Origin of the sequence: Zoogloea sp. (assembly GCF_023150065.1) — a bacterium.
Lineage (GTDB): Bacteria > Pseudomonadota > Gammaproteobacteria > Burkholderiales > Rhodocyclaceae > Zoogloea.
This window is the reverse complement of record NZ_JAKLLN010000010.1, coordinates 113,830-132,562: the sequence shown is the minus strand read 5'-3', so window position 1 is coordinate 132,562 and position 18,733 is coordinate 113,830. Positions and strand designations below refer to the sequence as shown.

12 protein-coding genes are annotated in these 18,733 nt (G+C 68.4%); 3 read left to right on the top strand and 9 right to left on the bottom strand.

Annotated elements, in window-relative coordinates; all coding sequences use genetic code 11:
• Nucleotides 1-9: 9 nt before the first annotated feature.
• From fdnG to L6Q67_RS13060, 8 genes are all read right to left on the bottom strand, one after another.
• On the bottom strand, nt 10-3,066 hold the full coding sequence (gene fdnG, locus L6Q67_RS13095) for a formate dehydrogenase-N subunit alpha (RefSeq protein ID WP_296570055.1): 3,057 nt from the start codon (nt 3,064-3,066) through the stop codon (nt 10-12).
• Nucleotides 3,067-3,441: 375 nt separating this feature from the next.
• A complete protein-coding gene (locus L6Q67_RS13090) occupies nt 3,442-7,503 on the bottom strand; it encodes a translocation/assembly module TamB domain-containing protein (RefSeq protein ID WP_296570002.1) in 4,062 nt (1,353 codons plus the stop codon).
• A gap of 3 nt (nt 7,504-7,506) precedes the next feature.
• Nucleotides 7,507-8,295: an indole-3-glycerol phosphate synthase TrpC gene (gene trpC / locus L6Q67_RS13085; RefSeq protein WP_296570000.1), complete on the bottom strand. Its 789-nt coding sequence runs from the start codon at nt 8,293-8,295 to the stop codon at nt 7,507-7,509.
• Nucleotides 8,296-8,469: 174 nt separating this feature from the next.
• A complete protein-coding gene (gene trpD / locus L6Q67_RS13080) occupies nt 8,470-9,498 on the bottom strand; it encodes an anthranilate phosphoribosyltransferase (protein ID WP_296569998.1) in 1,029 nt (342 codons plus the stop codon).
• A gap of 14 nt (nt 9,499-9,512) precedes the next feature.
• Nucleotides 9,513-10,085, bottom strand: a complete 573-nt coding sequence (locus L6Q67_RS13075) for an aminodeoxychorismate/anthranilate synthase component II (RefSeq protein ID WP_296569996.1) — start codon at nt 10,083-10,085, stop codon at nt 9,513-9,515.
• Between the two features lie 132 nt (nt 10,086-10,217).
• The gene (gene trpE, locus L6Q67_RS13070) at nt 10,218-11,690 is read right to left on the bottom strand and encodes an anthranilate synthase component I (RefSeq protein ID WP_296569994.1); all 1,473 of its coding nucleotides are present in this window, start codon (nt 11,688-11,690) and stop codon (nt 10,218-10,220) included.
• Nucleotides 11,691-11,880: 190 nt separating this feature from the next.
• Nucleotides 11,881-12,552: a phosphoglycolate phosphatase gene (locus tag L6Q67_RS13065; protein WP_296569992.1), complete on the bottom strand. Its 672-nt coding sequence runs from the start codon at nt 12,550-12,552 to the stop codon at nt 11,881-11,883.
• Nucleotides 12,553-12,601: 49 nt separating this feature from the next.
• On the bottom strand, nt 12,602-13,777 hold the full coding sequence (locus tag L6Q67_RS13060) for an MFS transporter (protein ID WP_296569990.1): 1,176 nt from the start codon (nt 13,775-13,777) through the stop codon (nt 12,602-12,604).
• Between the two features lie 105 nt (nt 13,778-13,882).
• Between L6Q67_RS13060 and L6Q67_RS13055 the strand changes: the two genes are divergently transcribed.
• Nucleotides 13,883-14,824: a GlxA family transcriptional regulator gene (locus L6Q67_RS13055; protein ID WP_296569986.1), complete on the top strand. Its 942-nt coding sequence runs from the start codon at nt 13,883-13,885 to the stop codon at nt 14,822-14,824.
• A 13-nt stretch (nt 14,825-14,837) separates the two neighbouring features.
• On the opposite strand, the gene rpe is transcribed toward L6Q67_RS13055, so the two are convergent.
• A complete protein-coding gene (rpe, locus tag L6Q67_RS13050; protein ID WP_296569980.1) occupies nt 14,838-15,530 on the bottom strand; it encodes a ribulose-phosphate 3-epimerase in 693 nt (230 codons plus the stop codon).
• A 151-nt stretch (nt 15,531-15,681) separates the two neighbouring features.
• Here rpe and apaG point away from each other — a divergent pair, with 151 nt between their 5' ends.
• Together apaG and L6Q67_RS13040 are read left to right on the top strand one after the other, a co-directional pair.
• Nucleotides 15,682-16,068, top strand: a complete 387-nt coding sequence (apaG, locus tag L6Q67_RS13045; RefSeq protein WP_296569978.1) for a Co2+/Mg2+ efflux protein ApaG — start codon at nt 15,682-15,684, stop codon at nt 16,066-16,068.
• A 134-nt stretch (nt 16,069-16,202) separates the two neighbouring features.
• Nucleotides 16,203-18,731: a bifunctional diguanylate cyclase/phosphodiesterase gene (locus L6Q67_RS13040; RefSeq protein ID WP_296569976.1), complete on the top strand. Its 2,529-nt coding sequence runs from the start codon at nt 16,203-16,205 to the stop codon at nt 18,729-18,731.
• Nucleotides 18,732-18,733: the final 2 nt, after the last annotated feature.

The following is an 18,733-nucleotide window of genomic DNA, read 5'->3' as shown; positions in this document are numbered from 1 at the left end:
TCATGCTCCTCAGATTTTTTCCAGATTGACAAGGAAGGCCTTGTATTCGGGCGTCTGCGTGTTGCAGTCGCCCACCGCCGGCGGCAGGACGTTGGTCAGGAAGCCCTTCTTCGCCACGCCTTCCCAGCCCCAGTGCAGCGGTATGCCGATCTGGTGCACGGTCTGCTTGTTCACCGTCAGGGCCTTGACCCGCTTGGTCACCACCGCCCGGGCCTTGATGTAACCCCGCTTGGAGCTGACCTTGACCCAGTCTCCGGCCGCGATGCCCTTCTCCCGCGCCAGGGTCTCGCTGATCTCGACAAACTGCTCCGGCTGGGCAATGGCGCTGAGGCGTACCGACTTGGTCCAGAACTGGAAGTGCTCGGTGAGGCGGTAGGTGGTGCCCACATAGGGGAAGTCCTTGTGCGTGCCGAGGCGCTCCTGGTCGCTCTTGAAGATGCGCACCGCCGGGCTGGTGACCACCTTGGGATGGAGCGGATTGGTGCCCAGCGGCGACTCCATCGGCTCGTAGTGCTCGGGGAAGGGGCCATCCACCAGCTTGTCCACGCAGAACAGCCGGCCGATGCCTTCGGGGTTCATGATGAAAGGCCCCATGCCCGAGTCCGGCGCCGCGTCGGCCTTGAAGTCGGGCACGTCGGCCCCGGCCCACTTTTCGCCATTCCAGGCGATCAGCTTGCGGCTCGGATCCCAGGGCTTCCCTTCCGGCGTGCACGAGGCGCGGTTGTAAAGGATGCGGCGGTTGGCCGGCCAGCTCCACGCCCAGCCCGGCGTGTTGCCCAGGCCGGTGTCGGTGTTGTCCCGGCGGGCCATCTGGTTGCCGGCCTGCGTCCAGCAACCCGAGAAGATCCAGTTGGCGCACAGGGTCGAGCCGTCGTCCTGAAGCACCGCAAAGCCCGGCAGCTGCTCGCCCTTTCTGGCCAGAAAGCGGGTCGGGTCCTTCGGGTCGGGGATGTCCGCCAGGGCCCGGCCATTGAGCTCCTTGGCCAGCTCCTCGGGGGTGGGCGCGGCCGGATCACGGTAAGGCCACGAAAGGTTGAGGATCGGCTCGGCCACCTTGCCGCCCTCCTTCCGGTACAGCTCTCGCAGGGCCACGAAGAGCTCGCCGATGATCTCCTGGTCGCCCTTGGCCTCACCGGGGGGCTCGGCGCCCTTCCAGTGCCATTGCAACCAGCGGCCGGAGTTCACGATGGCGCCGTCTTCCTCGGCAAAGCAGGTGGACGGCAGGCGGAAGACCTCGGTCTGGATCTTGGCGGGATCAACGTTGTTCGATTCACCCTGATTCTTCCAGAAGGTGGAAGTCTCGGTGGCGATCGGATCGATGATCACCATGTACTTGAGCTTGCTGAAGGCCTCCACCACCTTGTTGGCATCCGGGAAGGAAGCCAGCGGGTTGAAACCCTGCACGATGAAGCCGTTGATCTTGCCCTGGTGCATCAGCTCGGTGACCTGCAGCACGTCGTAGAGCTTGTCCCACTTGGGCAGCCAGTCGTAGCCCCAGTTATTGTCCTTGGTGGCCTTGTCGCCCCAGAACCACTTCATCAGGCTGACGAAGAATTTGGGGGTGTTGCTCCAGTAGTTGAACTGCCCCTCACGCAGCGCCTTCGGGGTGGTCTTGGCGATATAGTCGGTGAAGCCCGGATGCGCCTTTTCGTTGGGCAGGGTCAGGTAGCCCGGCAGCGCGGTGGACAGCAGGCCGAGGTCGGACAGGCCCTGGATGTTGGAGTGGCCGCGCAGGGCATTCACGCCGCCCCCCGGCATGCCGATGTTGCCCAGCAGCAGCTGGATCATGGCCATGGTGCGGATGTTCTGGGCACCCACCGTGTGCTGCGTCCAGCCCAGCGCATAGAGGATGGTGCCGACCTTGTCGGGCGCCGCCGTCTCGCCCAGCAGCTCGCACACCTTCAGGAAGCCTTCCAGCGGCGTGCCGGTCAGGTTGGTCACCATCTCCGGGGTGTAGCGGGCGTAGTGCGCCTTCATCAGGTTCCACACGCAGCGCGGGTGCTGCAGGGTGGGGTCGGTCCTGATGATGCCGGCGGCGTCCAGCTCGTAGCTCCAGCTGGCCCGGTCATACTTGCCCTTCTCGGCGTCGTAGCCGGAGAACAAACCTTCGTCGAAGGAATAGCCTTCACCGACGATGGCCGCCGCGTTGGTGTACGCCTTGACGTAGTCCCAGTGGATCTTGTCGTGGGCGATCAGCCAGTTGATCACCCCGCCGAGAAAGGCGATGTCGGAACCGGCGCGGATCGGCATGTAGTGGTCGGCCACCGCAGCGGTGCGGTTGAAGCGGGGATCGACCACCACCAGCTTGGCTCCACGCTGCTTCTTGGCCTCGATGGCCCAGCGGAAGCCTACCGGGTGCGCCTCGGCGGCGTTGCCGCCCATCACCAGGATGAAGTCGGCGTTCTTGATGTCCACCCAGCTGTTGGTCATCGCCCCACGCCCGAAGGTGGACGCCAGCGCCGACACCGTGGGGCCGTGACAAACCCGCGCCTGGGCGTCGGTGGCGACGATCCCGAGGGAGCGCATGAACTTCTGGGTGATGATGCCCGTCTCGTTGGACGAGGCCGAGGCGGTGAGCATGGCGGTCGAGATCCAGCGATTGACCGGGACACCCTCGGCATTCTTCTCCACCACGTTGGCGTCGCGGTCGGCCTTCATGAGCTTGGCGATGCGCTCGATGGCCTCGTGCCAGGAGATGCGCTTCCATGCGTTGCTGCCGGGCTCGCGCACTTCGGGATAGCGCAGGCGCCCCGGGCTGTGGATGAAGTCGAGCAGCCCGGCGCCCTTCGGGCACAGGGCCCCGCGACTGACCGGATGGTCCGGATCCCCCTCGATGTGGATGATCTCGGCCCGGGCGTTCTTCGGCCCGCCCCCCAGGCTGTACATCAGCAGGCCACAGCCCACCGAGCAATAGGTACAGGTGTTGCGCACCTCCCGCGCCCGGGTCAATTTGTACTGCCGCACCTCGGCCTGTGCCGTTGCCGGCATCACGCCGACCAGCGCCGCACTGGACGCCCCCACCCCCGCCGCCGAAATCCGGAAGAACTGCCGACGGTTGATCTTCACCCCAACGGACGGTGTTCCCTTGTTGTCCATGAAAGTCTCCAAATTGATTCCCGAAATTGGAGGCACGGAAGCATTCCGGGATCAGTGCTGGAGAGGGTGCTCACCCCACCGGTCATCAACCCGGAGCTTCCCGCCTTGCCCCCTGTTCTGTGACAGGAGGGCAGGCCCGGCCCCGGCTTTGATAACCAATAAAAATGCACCACTTTTTATGGACGCGCGCTTAATAGGACCTATCAAAGCTGCTTCTGCATGGCACGTAACATGCCAGCAGGCGCCACCCGCAGAATCAATGACTTGGAAAAAAGACCATAAGAAGGAAAGGGACAATCTGTCTCCGCGAAGACAAAATGTCCCTCCTCGGCTTATGGCTTTAGCTCAGCGAAAGCTGATGGAGAACAGGGCATCCAGGGCGTTCTCGCTGCCCGCCCGGCCGATCACCGAGATGCGGCGGGTCAGCTGGTAGGTGAGCTTGACCACACTGGAGGTGCCGGCAATGCTCTGCTCAAAGGACAGCATGGCCTGGGACGACAGGCGCTTGCCGATGGTGATGACCTGGCCGGGCACCGAATCCACATTGCGCGAAGAGGCGCTCGACGCCGTGCCGGTGACGCTGCCGGTCGCCACACTGCTGGTCTGCACCCGGGTGCGAGGGTCGATGCTGGAACCAAAGGAGATTTCGTCAAACCCCAGGGCGCTGGCCAGGCTGGCCGACAGGCCCCCTCCCGTCCCCCCCAGCAAGGCCTGGGCGGCCGGCAGCAGCAGGGCCATTTCACCGCCGGAGCCCTGGTCGGGCGGACGCCCGAGGACGATCCAGCCGAGCTTCTCCGGGTCGGGCACGTTGGGCTCGGACACCAGGCGCACCACCGGCCGGCGGGCCGTGCCGGTGATGCCGACGCCCGCCTCCACGGTCAGCCCCTTGCGCAGGGCAACCACGTTGAGCCCCGGATTGGCCACCGGCCCGTTGAAGGTCACGATGCCGCGCTCGATGGAGAGGCGCTGGCCATAGCCCTCGAAAAGCCCCCCCTGGGTGGTGATGGTGCCGGTGGCACTGAGGGGCTTGCCCTCGCCAGACTGCAGGCGCAGCTCACCCGCCAGGCGGGTGTCGAGCCCCAGGGCCTTCACGTAGAGGGCATCCCCCAAGCTGAGAACAAGATCCACCCCCATGCGGAAGGGGCTCACCGGCGCCTTCTCGGCCCGGCGCGGATCGAGCACCTCCACATCCTCCCCCAGGCTGGGGGCCGGCGTGCGCGACAGCTCCACGAAGCCCGCATCCGCCGCCAGGCGGCCCTTCAGGTGGGCCGAATTCCAGCCGCTCAGCACCTCACCTTCGCCGCTCAGCACCAGCCACTGGTCGGGCCGCTGCAATAAAGGCAGGCGGTCGGCCTTGAAGACAAAGCGCCCCTCCCCGCTGGCCAGCTGGACCTGTCCGGTGGTGCGCAGGGTACCCGGCTCCCGGGTCAGGCGGCCGACGTCGATGCGGCTCTCCCGGGGCCGGACCCGGTTGGGGGAGACAAAGCTCAGCTCGTCCAGCCGCAGCACTTCGCGGTTGAACTCGGCCACCAGGGTGCCCCCCGACAGGTGCAGGCCCTGGTCCGCCATCACGAAATCGAGCTTCTCGCCGCGCAGGCGCCCCGCCGTCTCGGGCCGCGCCGGGGTGCCGGCCAGGGTGAACTCGCCCTTCAGGCTGCCATCGGTCTTGAGGTTCTGGTCGGCCAGGGGGCCGGCCCAGGCGATGGAAGGCATGTCGAGGCTGGCCGACCCCAGCAGCGGCGCCCCCGGCACCAGGCGCAGGCTGCCATCGGCGGTGCGCTCGGCCAGGGCCGACCCCGACCCGGCCAGGCTGCCCAGCTGGCTGCCACGGGCGCTGAAACCAAAGGCCAGGCGGCTGGCGGCGGCCGACACGGTGAGTTGCAGATCGCTCAGGCCAAGCCGCACCGGCATGTCCCCCTGCAGGATCAGATCCCCCTTCTCGCGCTGGAAACGCACGTAGCCGTTGGCCTGTTCGCCAATGTCCACGTCCCACTCGCCGCCCATCTGCAGGGAGTCGCCCTGGCGCCGCACCGCGCGGGTGTTGGGGTCCAGCATCACCCCCACCTGGACACCGCTGACCCGCCCACGCGCCACCAGGTGGCGGGCCTCCCAGCGGGTTTCTTCCAGCCGGTAGAGCCCGCCGCTGCCGCCCCGCAGCTCGGCCAGGCCCAGGCTCACGACCGTCGGTGACAGCACGAGGGGCGCCGGGGCCAGCAGCCGGACCGGATAGTCGCCGCTCAGCTCCAGACTCTCCAGCCGCCCGTCCCAGCGGGGACCATCCGACAGGCTGCCGACCAGCGTGGTGACCAGGGAATGCTGCCGGAAGCCATGCACCTCGAGCCGTGCCGTGCTGGCATCCCGGGTTCCGCCCAGGGTCAGGCTGCCACGACGCACCAGCACTTCCTTGTCCTCCCCCGCCCGCAGCCCGGCCAGGGCCAGGTTCAGCTTGAGCTCGCCACCGCGCCCCGGGGCGATCCGCCCCTGCCCGTTGACGGCGTCGATGCGCACGCCGCCGGCCTCCAGCCGCTCGGCCAGCACCGAAAACTCACCGGCCGGCTGGGCCACACTGCCCCGCAGCACGCCATCGGCCTTGAGTCGCCCGTCCAGCCCGTGGCCCAGGGCGCCCAGCGCCGGTGCATCAAGATGAAGGGCCAGGCTATCCCCCGGGCGGCCGTAGCGCCCCTGGGCAGTCAGGCGGTTGCCCGCCAGATCGAGCTTCACGTCACTGCGAGTCAGCACGCTGCCGTCGATGGCCAGCTCGCCCTTGCCCGCCAGAGGTTTGCCCTCCAGCTGGCTGGGCGCCAGCTCGAAGTCCAACGCCCCCGCCAGCTGCGGAAGTCGCTGGCCGCGAGCCTCGAAGCGGGCATTGAGATCGGCCGGCGGCGCCGTTGCGACGAAGGCGCGGGGGTCAAAATGGCTCAAGGTGCCCCGGGCGTCGAAAGCCCCCGTCCCCGTCAGCGCCAGCGTGCCGCTCAGCGCCAGGCGCGCCGCCCGGGCGCTGGCCACCGCCTCGTCCACATGGATCACCCCGGCCCCATGGCGGGCCTTCAGGCGCAAGGCCAGGCGGGCGTCGGCCAGGTCGGCCTGAACGATCTGGGTGTCGGCATCGGCCCGGGCGGTGATCTCGCCGGCGATGCGGGTTTTCACCGCGCGTCGGTCCAGGCGCCGCGCATCCAGGCCGCTGATGCGCAGATCGGCGTCGACCCGCCCGAAACCGGCCTCGTCTTTGCCGGGGGATTTCCAGCGCAGGATGCCCGTGGCCCGCCCCTCGCCCGGCACCTTCAGCACCAGCCCCGACGCGGCCAGTTCGCCGCTGGCCCAGCGCAGGCTGGCCTGCAGCGACTCGATGGGCAGGGCCCCGGCATCCTGGGCCCCCGGCGTGTGATTGACGACCCGCAGCGGCCCGCTGAGCACCCAGTCGGCCGGCGCCACGGGCTGGCCGGCCGGGGCATCGGCCGACGCCTGGGGCACCAGCTCCAGCTCGATGTCGAGACGGGCCGTGGGCGCGGCGGCATGGAAACGCGCAGGATCCACGTCGCGCAGGCTGAGCTGCCCCGAGCGCAAGGGCAGCGGTGCGAAAGGGGTGGCTGCCAGCCGGACGTCGCCGCGCAGGCCGGCGCCACTCGCCGTGGCAGTCAGGCCGAGCTCGGCCAGGGTGCCGTCGGCTTCGGCGTCCACGGCGTAGGCTTCGCCGTCCTGGACGGTGTTCAGATGGGCGCGGGCCTTGAGCGGAAACGGCGCCTGGCCGTCCAGCGTGACATCCGCCGCGAGCTGGCCAAAGGGGGCGCCCGCCCGCAGGTCGGTGAGCTGATGATGGCGCCCATCCGACACCAGCCGGCCCGCCAGGGCGGTGAGTTCGAGCGTGGGTGCGGTCGGCTGGCCGTCCACCAGGTCGGCGATGCGCAGACGGTCGATGCTCACCCGGTCGAGCTGCAGGGCCAGGGGCAGCACGAGGCTGGCCGGCAGGGTGGCAGGTTCGGTGCTGGGCTGGCTCGCCACGCGGAGCTCCGAAGCGCTCAGGTTCGCCGCCTCGAAACGCCGGCCCATCAGGGCGCCGGGGCGCCAGTCCAGCTGGAGGTTGAGGACGTCCACCTGCAGGGTCGGCGTGCGCACGTGCACGGCCCCCGCCCGCCACTCGCCCAGCAGGTAGCCCTCGGGCTTCTCGATGCGCACCAGGCCACCGCTCAGGCTGCCGGCCAGCTCGGCCAGGGTACGCAACCCCGAGGCGGTTGCGCCCAGCCAGCCGACCAGCAGCAGCACCACCACAACCAGGCCGAGGCACAGGCCCAGCCCTCCGCGGGTCAGGCGCGCAGCCCAGGACTCCCGGCGACGGGGCGCCGGCCCGGGCGACTCACCCGGCGTGCCAGGCGGTGCAGCGTCTGCCGGCGGTGCCGGTACCTCGCTCATGGATCAGCCGAACAGGGCCGCCAGTCCGGCACCCGGGTCGTCGGCACGCATGAAGGCCTCGCCGACCAAGAAGGCGTTGACCTGGTTGGCCCGCATCAGGGCCACATCGGCCGGCGCCAGGATGCCGGATTCGGTGACCACGATGCGGTCGGCCGGGATGCGCGGCAGCAGATCGAGGGTGGTCTGCAGGCTGACCTCGAAGGTGCGGAGGTTGCGGTTGTTGATGCCCAGCAGCGGCGTGCGCAACTGCAGCGCCAGATCCAGCTCGGCGCCGTTGTGCACCTCCACCAGCACGCCCAGACCGAGCCCCTCGGCAATGGCTTCCATCTCCTGCATCTCGGCCAGGCTGAGGGCCCCGGCGATCAGCAGGATGGCGTCGGCGCCCATGGCCCGGGCTTCGTACACCTGGTAGCTGTCCACCAGGAAGTCCTTGCGCAGGGCCGGCAGGCTGCAGGCGGCGCGGGCGGCCTGCAGGTACTCGGGGGCGCCCTGGAAGAACTGCCGGTCGGTCAGCACCGAAAGGCAAGCGGCGCCGGCCTTTTCGTAGGCGGCGGCGATCTCGGCCGGCCGAAAGTCGGCCCGGATCACCCCCTTGGAGGGGCTGGCCTTCTTGATCTCGGAGATGACGGCGGCGCGGCCGGCGGCGATCTTGCTGCGGATCGCCCCGACAAAATCGCGGGCCGGCGCCTGGGCGGCCGCCAGATCACGCACGGCGGCGTCGGAGACTACCGCCCGGGCGGCAGCCACTTCCTCGTGCTTCACGGCGAGGATCTTGTTGAGGATGTCGGACATCAGTGTGTTCTTTCGTGGATATCGTTTCCGGGTCCAGCACGCTGGCAGTCTGTCTCCGACCGGCGCGGCGGTGGGGTCGGACTCGTTCGACCGCAGACTGTGGCGAACGGCATGTGGATGATCAACGCCCTGAGGTCGAATGAACTCGACCCCACGGACATTCAGCCTGCGGCCTCAGGCAAAGCGCCTGGTACAGGCCACAAAGGCCTCCAGCTTTGCCCGGGCGGCGCCGGAGGCGATGACCTCGCGGGCCTTGACGATGCCCTCACCGATGGAGCCAACCACGTTGGCGGTGTACAGCGCCGTGCCGGCGTTGAGGGCCACGATCTCCCGGGCGGCGCCGGGCTGGTTGTCGAGCACGCCCAGCAGCATGGCCTTTGACCCGTCGGCGTCGGCCACCTTGAGATTGCGGCTGGCCATCATGGTCAGGCCGAAGTCTTCCGGGTGGATCTCGTATTCACGGATCTCCCCGTCCTTCAGCTCGCCCACCAGGGTCGCGGCGCCCAGGGACACCTCGTCCATGCTGTCGCGGCCATGCACCACCAGCACGTGCCGGGCGCCCAGGCGCTGCATCACGCGCACGCAGATGCCCACCAGGTCGGGGTGGAAGACCCCCAGCAGGGTGTTGGGCGCACCGGCCGGGTTGGTGAGGGGGCCGAGGATGTTGAACAGGGTGCGCACGCCCATCTCCCGGCGCACCGGGGCCACGTTCTTCATGGCGCTGTGGTGGTTGGGGGCGAACATGAAGCCGATGCCGGTCTCGGCGATGCACTCGGCCACCTGGGCGGCGTTGAGGTTGAGATTGACCCCCAGGGACTCCAGCACGTCGGCGCTGCCCGACTTGCTGGAGACGCTGCGCCCGCCGTGCTTGGCCACCTTGGCACCAGCCGCCGCCGCCACGAAGATGGTGGCGGTGGAGATGTTGAAGGTGTGGGAGCCATCGCCCCCGGTACCCACCACGTCCAGGAAGTTGTCATCGGCCGGCACCACCACCTTGGTGGACAGCTCGCGCATCACCGTCGCCGCGGCGGCGATCTCGCCGATGGTCTCCTTCTTGACCCGCAGGCCGGTCAGGATGGCGGCGGTCATCACCGGCGAGATCTCGCCGGCCATGATCTGACGCATCAGGGAGAGCATCTCGTCGTAGAAGATCTCCCGGTGGTCGATGGTGCGTTGCAGGGCTTCCTGGGCGCTAAAGGTCATGGGGGGCTCCGGGGTCAGGCTTTGGATTGTTCGAGGAAGTTGCGCAGCAGGTCGTGGCCACGCTCGGTGAGGATGGACTCGGGGTGGAACTGCACGCCCTCCACCTGCAGGGTCTTGTGGCGCACCCCCATGATCTCCCCGTCGTCGGTCCAGGCGGTCACCTCCAGGCAGTCGGGCAGGCTCTCGCGCTCGATGGCCAGGGAGTGGTAGCGGGTGCAGGTGAGGGGGTTGGGCAGGCCCTTGAACACGCCCTGGTCCAGGTGATGCACCGGCGACACCTTGCCGTGCATGAGCTGCTTGGCGTGGATGATCTTGCCGCCAAAGGCCGCGCCGATGCTCTGGTGGCCGAGGCACACCCCCAGCAGCGGGATCTTGCCGGAAAATTCCTTGATGGCGGCCACCGAGATGCCCGCCTCGGCCGGCGAACACGGCCCCGGCGAGACGACGATCTGGTCGGGCTGCAGGTGGGCGATCTGCTCGACGCTGATCTCGTCGTTGCGGAACACCTTCACGTCGGCGCCCAGCTCGCCGAAGTACTGCACGAGGTTGTAGGTGAAGCTGTCGTAGTTGTCGATCATCAGCAACATGGCTGTCATTCCTTTCCGGAATTGCGCTGCGGCGCGGTGGCGGTCAGCGCAGGGGAATCATTTTTTTCACAGCGCCCGCCGGTCGCGGGCGGCTGCGGGCAGGTCAGGTTCGCAAGGCCGCAAACCGGGCGATCACAGGCGTGTGTCGAGTCCGGCTTCGGCGATCTCGGCGGCACGCAGCATGGCGCGGGCCTTGCTGCGGGTCTCCTGCCATTCGGCTTCCGGGTTGGAGTCGGCGACGATGCCGGCGCCGGCCTGCACGTGGATCTGGCCGTCCTTGACCACCGCGGTGCGGATGGCGATGGCCAGGTCCATGTCGCCGTGGAAACCCAGGTAGCCGACCGAGCCGGCGTAGATGCCGCGCTTGGTGGGTTCCAGCTCGTCGATGATCTCCATGGCCCGCAGCTTGGGGGCGCCGGACACGGTGCCCGCCGGGAAGGTGGCACGCAGCACGGCCAGGGCGTTGAGCCCGTCCTTGAGCTTGCCTTCCACGTTGGAGACGATGTGCATCACATGGGAGTAGCGCTCGACGGTGAAGCGCTCGGTGACCTTGACGGTGCCGGTGCGGGCCACCCGGCCGCAGTCATTGCGGCCCAGATCGAGGAGCTGGGTGTGCTCGGCGAGCTCCTTCTGGTCGGCCAGCAGCTCGGCCTCGAGGGCCTGGTCCTCGTCGTGGGTGGCGCCACGCTTGCGGGTGCCGGCGATGGGGCGCACCGTCACGTCGCCATCCTCGAGGCGCACCAGGATCTCGGGGGACGCGCCCACCACCTGGAACTCCTCGAAGTTGAAATAGAACATGTAGGGCGAGGGGTTGAGGCTGCGGATCGCCCGGTACAGGGCCAGGGGGCTGGCGGCAAAGGGCTTGCTCATGCGCTGGCTCAGCACCACCTGCATGATGTCGCCTTCTACGATGTAGTCCTTGGCCTTTTGCACGGCGGCCTTGAAGGCCTCCTCGCCAAAGCTGGACACCGCCTCGGCGGGCTCGGAGATCTGCTCGACGGGCACGCTCACCGGCTCGCGCAGCTTGGCCAGCAGCACCTTCAGGCGGCGCACGGCGCGCACGTAGGCGTTGGGCACCTCGGGCTCGGCATACACCACCAGGGTCAGCTTGCCGGAGAGGTTGTCGACGATGGCGATCTCTTCGGACAGCAGCAGCAGGATGTCCGGGGTTTCCAGCGCGTCGGGTTTCTCGGTCTTGGCCAGGCGCGGTTCGATATAGCGCACGGTGTCGTAGCCGAAGCAGCCCACCAGGCCACCGGCAAAGCGTGGCAGGTGGTCGCGGGGCGGCACCTTGATGCGGTCCATGAACTCGGCGACGAAGTTGAGAGGGTCGCCATAATCGCGACGCTCCACCAGGCGGTCGTTGGTGAGCAGCAGCACCGAGCGGCCATGCACCTCGATGCGGGTCGAGGCGGCAAGGCCGATGATGGAATAGCGGCCGAAGCGTTCGCCCCCCTGCACGGACTCGAGCAGGTAGGTGTTGGGCGCGTTGGCCAGCTTCAGGTAGACGGAGAGCGGGGTGTCGAGATCCGCAAAGGTTTCGAGGGTAACCGGGATGCGGTTATAGCCCTGGGCGGCCAGGGCGTTGAATTCGGCTTCGGTCATGGAGACTCCGGAAGGGCATGGTGCTTTTTCGCGAGGGTATCACGGGGCAGGCCCGCGACAGTTCAGGGCTGGCTCAGGCGAGCAGCCATGACCGGCCGCCGCATCCGCCAGAGCGGGGGATACGAACGGCAGGGAACTCCTCGACGAAGAACATGCGCTTGCGGGTCACGATGGTTGGGTATCCGTGAATTCAGGTGAGGATGCGCGGCAGCGCATCGACGAGGCTGGATAGTAGCCCGTCACATTCGATGCTGTCCACCGGCCGGCCCTCGCTGTAGCCGTAGGTGACCAATAGCACCGGCATGCCGGCGGCCCGGGCGGCCTCGGCGTCGTTGGCCGAGTCGCCGATCATCCACGCCGCATCCGCCGGCACCCCCAGCTGGCTGCAGGCATGGAGCAGCGGCGCCGGGTGGGGCTTCTTGTCGGGCAGGGTGTCGCCGCTTACCGTTACGCTGAAGAAGCGGGCGATGCCGGTGCGTTCGAGCAACGGCCCGGTAAAGGCCCCGGGCTTGTTGGTGACGCAGGCCATGGGCACCCCGGCCGCCTCGAAGGCCTCAAGCGCCTCCACCACGCCGGGGTAGATCAGCGTGCCCTCGCCGTTGACCACCGCGTAATGGCGGCGGAAGACCTCCACCGCCGCCTCCACCTCGGCGTCTCCGGCCGAACCGGACTCGGCCAGGCAGCGCCGCACCAGGTTGAGCATGCCCTTGCCCACGAAAGTGCGGATCACCTCCAGGGCGTGGGGCGGGCGCCCCAGCTCCACCATCATCCGGTGGCAGGCCTCGGACAGATCGGGGATGGAATCCAGCAGGGTGCCATCCAGATCGAAGAGGACGGCGGTGGGGGCGCGGTGGGCAAACATCAGGCAGCTCGTGGCGGGGCAATGGAACAGCGGCGCAGCATACGGGAGATCAGCCTGCCGGCGCCAGCCTTGCACGCCCCCGCAGGATCGCCCGCCCCACCAAGGCCAGCAGCACCAGCAAGGGCACGGCCGCGAGCCCATTCACCAGGGGCCAGCCCAGCCGGTCCACCAGGGGTGCGGCGGCAAAGGTGGCCAACGTCACCACGGCGAACACCAGGCTGTCGTTGAGCGCCTGCAGCCGCCCCTTCTCCTCGTCCCGCCAGCGCTCGGCGAGGCGCGTGGTGGCGCCCACGTAGAGCAGGTTCCAGCCCAGGCCCACCAGCACCAGTGCCACCTGGAAGTGCCCGTAGCGGTCGCCAAGCAAGGCGATGCCGATGGCCGCTAGGCTGGCCAGCACACCCAGGGCCATCACCGGCAGCGCGCCAATACGGCCGATCAGCCCCCCGGTGAAGAAGGACGGGGCGAACATCGCCACCAGATGCCACTGGATCACCGTGGCGGTGGCGTCGAAATCGTGGCCGGCGCACAGCATGGCCAGGGGCGTGGCGGTCATCAGCAGGTTCATGACCCCGTAGGCCACCATCGCCGCGGCCACCGCCAGCCCCACGCCAGGGTCGGCCAGCAGCTGCCGCGCCGGCCGGGGAGACGCCAGGGCCGGCGGTCGGGGCAGCGGGGGCAGACGCAAGCGCCCTGCTGCCACGGCTGCCAGCACGGCCAGCGCGGCGAGGATCAGAAAACTGGCGAGAAAAGGCGTGTCGAACAGATGACGGGTGGAGCGCGCCAGCCACGGCCCCAGGAAGGCCGCCAGCACCCCGCCGGTGAGGGTGAGGGACACGGCCAGCCCCTTGCGTGCTGCTGGCACGGCTTCGATGGCGGCAAAGCGATAGAACTGCCCCACGCCACCCAGCACGCCGATGCCCAGGCCTGCCAGCACGAACAGGGCAAAGCTGCCCCGGGCAACGGCCAGGGCCGCCAGCAGCAGCCCGGCCACCCCCACCAGTGCAGCCCCCACGAACACCGGACGGCGGCCATGGGCACTCATGAGCCGGGCGGCCGGATGCAGCACCAGCAGGGTGGCCAGGTACTGGGCCGCCAGGGGCAGGTTGGCCAGCCCGGCCGGTGCCGACAGACCCACGGCCACCCGGGCCGAGCTGGACAGCACCAGCCCGACCAGGGTCATCATCAGGGCCTGGCTGAGGGCGAGGAGAAATACGTTGGCGTTCATGGGAAGCTCCCGGTGACTTTGACGCCGCCATGGTCGCCGGCTAGAGTGAATGGCGTAAATGACACAAAAGCCACCTTTTCTGCCACCCTCTCTACCATCCCCGCCATGCCCCGCTTCATCAGCCTGCTGGTCTATCCCGGCTTCCAGATCCTCGACGCCGCCGGCCCCTTGTCGGCCTTCGAAACCGCCAACCGCTTCGTGGCCGACAGCTACCGGCTGGCCCTGCTGTCCCGGGACGGGGGCCCGGTGGCCAGCTCCAGCGGCGCCGTGCTGTTGACCCGGCCGGCGGGCGCCAACGAAGCGCCGGACACCCTGCTGGTGGTGGGCGGCGATGGCGTGGATGAGGCCTCCACCTGCCCCGCCACCCTGGGCCTGGTCCGGGCCACCAGCGCCAGCGCCCGGCGCACCGCCAGCGTCTGCTCGGGCGCCTGGCTGCTGGCCAGCGCGGGGCTCCTCGACGGCCGGCGGGCCACCACCCACTGGCGGCGCAGCTCACGCTTCCGGCAGTGCTTTCCCTCGGTGCAACTGGATGCCGATCTGATCTATGTGCAGGATGGCCCGGTATGGACCGCGGCCGGCATCTCGGCCGGCATCGACCTGGCCCTGGCCCTGATCGCCGACGACCTGGGCGAGGCGGTGGCGCGCCAGGTGGCCCGGCAGCTGGTGGTGTATTACCGACGGCCGGGCGGCCAGTCGCAGTTTTCGGAGCTGGCCGAGATGCAGCCGGCCGGCGGGCGCTTTGCGTCCCTTCTGGACTACATCCGCCAGCATCTGGGCGAGCGTCTGGAGGTAGACGCCCTGGCCGCCCGGGCGTGCATGAGCCCGCGCCACTTCTCCCGGCGCTTTACCGAGGAGATGGGCGTGACGCCGGCACGGGCGGTGGAGAAACTGCGGGTGGAGGCCGCGGCGGCGGCCCTGGAGAGCGGCACGGAGGCCGTGCAGAAGATCGCCCGGGACTACGGCTTTGGCGATCAGGAGCGGATGCGCCGGGCCTTCGTGCGCACCCTGGGCCGGCCGCCCTCCGCCCTGCGGCGCAAGTCGGCCTGAAGCCCGAAGCGGATCAGACCCCGGCCAGGGCCGTGCGCAGATCGGCCAGCACGCTGTTGTAGCGCTGGGGGTCGCTGTCCTTGCCGGCACCGAACACGGCGGAGCCCGCCACGAAGGTATCGGCCCCGGCCCGGGCGATCTCGGCGATGTTGTCCACCTTCACGCCGCCGTCGATCTCCAACAGGATCTGGCGGCCCGTGCGGGCGGTGTAGGCGTCGATCTTCGCCCGCGCCTCGCGCAGCTTGTCGAGGGCGCTGGGGATGAAGGACTGGCCGCCGAAGCCCGGGTTGACGCTCATGATCAGCACCACGTCGAGCTTGTCCATGACGTAGTCCATCCAGTTGAGGGGCGTGGCCGGGTTGAACACCAGGCCGGCCTGGCAGCCACAGTCGCGGATCAGGCCGAGGGTACGGTCCACGTGATCGGAGGCATCGGGGTGGAAGGTGATGATGTTGGCGCCGGCCTTGGCGAAGTCGGGCACGATGCGATCCACCGGCTTGACCATCAGGTGCACGTCGATGGGCGCGGTGGTGCATGGGCGGACGGCCTCGCACACCAGGGGGCCGATGGTCAGGTTGGGCACGTAATGGTTGTCCATCACGTCGAAGTGCACCCAGTCGGCACCGGAGGCGATCACGTTGGCGACTTCTTCACCCAGCTTGGCGAAGTTGGCGGAGAGGATGCTGGGGGCGATGCGGAAGCTCATGGCAGGTCTTGGCGGGGAGAACGCGGAGGTGCGGGAGTGTACCCGCCCGGCCCGCGCTGCGCCAAGGCCAGGGCCCGTCCGTGCCCGGCGTGGTTGCGGCACAGGCACAATTCGGCTTCAATTGAATCCCCAACGCGCCGCATCCAAAACAATGACCACCAGCAAGGAACAGGACGCCATCGAAGTCAGGGCCGTGGCCCAGTACATCGAGGAACAGTCCAGCGTCGAAGCGAACCGCTACGTCTTCGCCTACCGCATCACCATCCGCAATACCGGCCAGGCCCCGGCCCAGCTGGTCAGCCGGCACTGGATCATCACCGACGCCGAGGGCGCGGTGCAGGAAGTGGAAGGCGCCGGCGTGGTCGGCAAGCAGCCCCTGTTGCGCCCCGGCGAGAAGTTCGAATACACCAGCGGCTGTACCATCGCCACCCCGGTAGGCACCATGAAGGGGAGCTACCGCATGGTCGCCGAGGACGGCAGCCGCTTTGATGCACCGGTCCCGGAATTCACCCTGGCGATGCCCCGCACCCTGCACTGACCCACCGCAGCCCCGTTTGCGCCAGCCTTCACCTGATTGATCCGGCGCGGCCTGCATGCCCCCGTCTGTGGGGTGTCGGTGGGCACGAATATCGCTTCGCCCTGCATCACGATTACGTCCGGAACACTCGACACGTGCCCCCACTCTCCGGCCGCCAGCGCCGCACCAGCCTCCACACCGCCCGGGCGGTAGACCGCACCCGGGTTCTCGATACCCTGGTGAACAACCTGGAAGGCATGGTTTACCGCTGCCTCGACGACACCCGGTGGACCATGATCTTCGTCAGCCAGGGCTGCACCGCCCTGACCGGCCATACCCCCGCCGACATCCTCGACAACGCCACCCTGTCGTGGGCCGACATCACCCACCCGGACGACCGGCCCTGGGTAGGCGATCACATCCGCCAGGCGGTCAGTGAAGGACGGCGCTTTTCCCTGCAGTACCGAATCCTCACCCGCGGGGGCGACCTGCGCTGGGTCATCGAGCGCGGCATCGCGGTGCCGGACGAGCAGGGGCGCATGGTGATCGAGGGCTTCATCGAGGACATCACCGCCAGAAAGGTGACCCTCGACGCCCTGGAGCATACCGAGCTGCGCTACCGCCACATCTTCGAGTACGCCTCGGAGGGCATCTTCCAGACCACCCAGGACGGCCACTACCTGGCCGCCAACCCGGCCCTCGCACGCCTGTATGGCTACGCCTCGCCCCACGAGCTGATGGCCGACCTGTCGGACATCGAGAGCAGGCTCTACATCGACCCCGAGCGCCGTGACGTCTTCCGCCACATCATGGAAACCCGTGGCGAGGTCATCAACTTCGAATCGGAGGTGCGCCGGCGGGATGGCTCGCGCATCTGGATCTCCGAGAACGCCCACACGGTACGCGACGCCAGCGGACGCTTCATCTGCTACGAAGGCACGGTGCAGGACATTTCCGAGCGCCGCCACGCCGAGGAGCACCTGCGCCTGCTGGCCACGGTGTTCTCCAACAGCAACGAGGCCATCATCGTCACCGATGGGGCCAACCGCATCATCGCCACCAACCAGGCCTTCACCAAGCTTACCGGCTACACCCAGGAAGAAGTCGCCGGCCGGGACCCGTCGATGCTCTCCGCCGGACGCACGCCGCGGGATGTTTACCGGGAGATGTGGGCCAGCCTGGAGAGCACCGGCGCGTGGCAGGGCGAGTTGTGGGACCGCCGCAAATCCGGCGAGCCCTACCCCAAGTGGCTGTCCATTTCACTGGTGCGCGACGAGCACGGGCAGATCCAGAACTACATCGGCAGCTTCATCGACATCTCCGAGCTGAAAGCCTCCGAAGAACGCATCCGCCACCTGGCCCATCACGACCCCCTGACCAACCTGCCCAACCGCTTCAGCCTCAACGAGAAGCTCGAGCAGGCGGTCGGCTTCTGCACCCGCAAGGGCGTGCAGATGGCCCTGATGCTGATCGACCTGGACCGCTTCAAGGCCATCAACGACACCCTCGGCCACCACGTGGGCGACGAGCTGCTGGTGCAGGTGGCCAAGCGCCTGAGCAGCACCGTGCGCAAAAGCGACATCGTGGCCCGCCTGGGCGGTGACGAGTTCGTCGTTGTACTGCCGGGCATCGATTCACCGGCCGATGCCGCCCACGTGGCTGACAAGATCGTCCAGACGGTGTCGGCGCCCTACCTGGTGGGCGGGCAGGAGCAGCGCACCTCGCCGAGCATCGGCATCTGCATCTACCCGGACGACGCCACCGAGATCGGCGACCTGCTGAAGAACGCCGACATGGCCATGTACCACGCCAAGGCCAAGGGGCGCGGCAACTACCAGTTCTTCACCGAGAACATGAACGCCGCCATCATGCGGCGCATCGCCCTGGAATCGGAGCTGCGGGTCGGCCTGGAGCGCGGGCAGTTCGCGCTCCACTACCAGCCCCAGCAGGACTTGCGCAACGGGCGCCTGGTGGGCGTGGAGGCACTGGTGCGCTGGCAGCACCCGGTGCGCGGCCTGATTCCGCCGGCCGAGTTCATCCCGGTGGCGGAAGAAACCGGCATCATCGACGCCCTCGGCGACTGGGTGCTGCAGGAGGCCCTGCGCCAGCTCGCCGAGTGGCGCGCCCGGGGCCTGACCGAGCTACGCATGTCCATCAACCTGAGCACCGGCCAGTTTCTCGACAAAGCCCTGCCCGCCCGCGTAGACGCGCTGCTGGCCCGCCACGGCCTGGCCGCCGGGCTGATCGACCTGGAGGTGACCGAGTCCGTCTCGATGGCCTCCCCCGACGAAACCATCGAGGTCATGCGCGCGCTCACCCAACGCGGCCTGAGCCTGTCCATCGACGACTTCGGCACCGGCTATTCGTCCCTCGCCTACCTCAAGCTCTTCCCCATCCGCACCCTCAAGATCGACCGCTCCTTCGTCAAGGACATCGAGACCGACCCCAGCGACGCCGACATCTGCGACGTCACCGTGCTGCTGGCCCACAAGCTGGGCCTCGAAGTGGTGGCCGAAGGGGTGGAGACCGAGGCCCAGCTCAAGTTCCTGCGCAGCATCGGCTGCGAGAAGATCCAGGGCTATCTGATCAGCCGCCCGCTGCCCGCCGATCAACTAGAAGCCCTGCTGCGGCAACCCGCCCAGCCCTGGAGCAGCGGCGCCGTGGAAATCTGGTTGTCCCACTGAGC

Bases quoted from the DNA above. Each gene is read 5' to 3' on its own strand.
- L6Q67_RS13090 (WP_296570002.1), bottom strand. From the start codon at position 7,503: ATGAGCGAGGTACCGGCACCGCCGGCAGACGCTGCACCGCCTGGCACG.
- trpC (WP_296570000.1), bottom strand. From the start codon at position 8,295: ATGTCCGACATCCTCAACAAGATCCTCGCCGTGAAGCACGAGGAAGTG.
- trpD (WP_296569998.1), bottom strand. From the start codon at position 9,498: ATGACCTTTAGCGCCCAGGAAGCCCTGCAACGCACCATCGACCACCGG.
- L6Q67_RS13075 (WP_296569996.1), bottom strand. From the start codon at position 10,085: ATGTTGCTGATGATCGACAACTACGACAGCTTCACCTACAACCTCGTG.
- trpE (WP_296569994.1), bottom strand. From the start codon at position 11,690: ATGACCGAAGCCGAATTCAACGCCCTGGCCGCCCAGGGCTATAACCGC.
- L6Q67_RS13065 (WP_296569992.1), bottom strand. From the start codon at position 12,552: ATGTTTGCCCACCGCGCCCCCACCGCCGTCCTCTTCGATCTGGATGGC.
- L6Q67_RS13060 (WP_296569990.1), bottom strand. From the start codon at position 13,777: ATGAACGCCAACGTATTTCTCCTCGCCCTCAGCCAGGCCCTGATGATG.
- L6Q67_RS13055 (WP_296569986.1), top strand. From the start codon at position 13,883: ATGCCCCGCTTCATCAGCCTGCTGGTCTATCCCGGCTTCCAGATCCTC.
- rpe (WP_296569980.1), bottom strand. From the start codon at position 15,530: ATGAGCTTCCGCATCGCCCCCAGCATCCTCTCCGCCAACTTCGCCAAG.
- apaG (WP_296569978.1), top strand. From the start codon at position 15,682: ATGACCACCAGCAAGGAACAGGACGCCATCGAAGTCAGGGCCGTGGCC.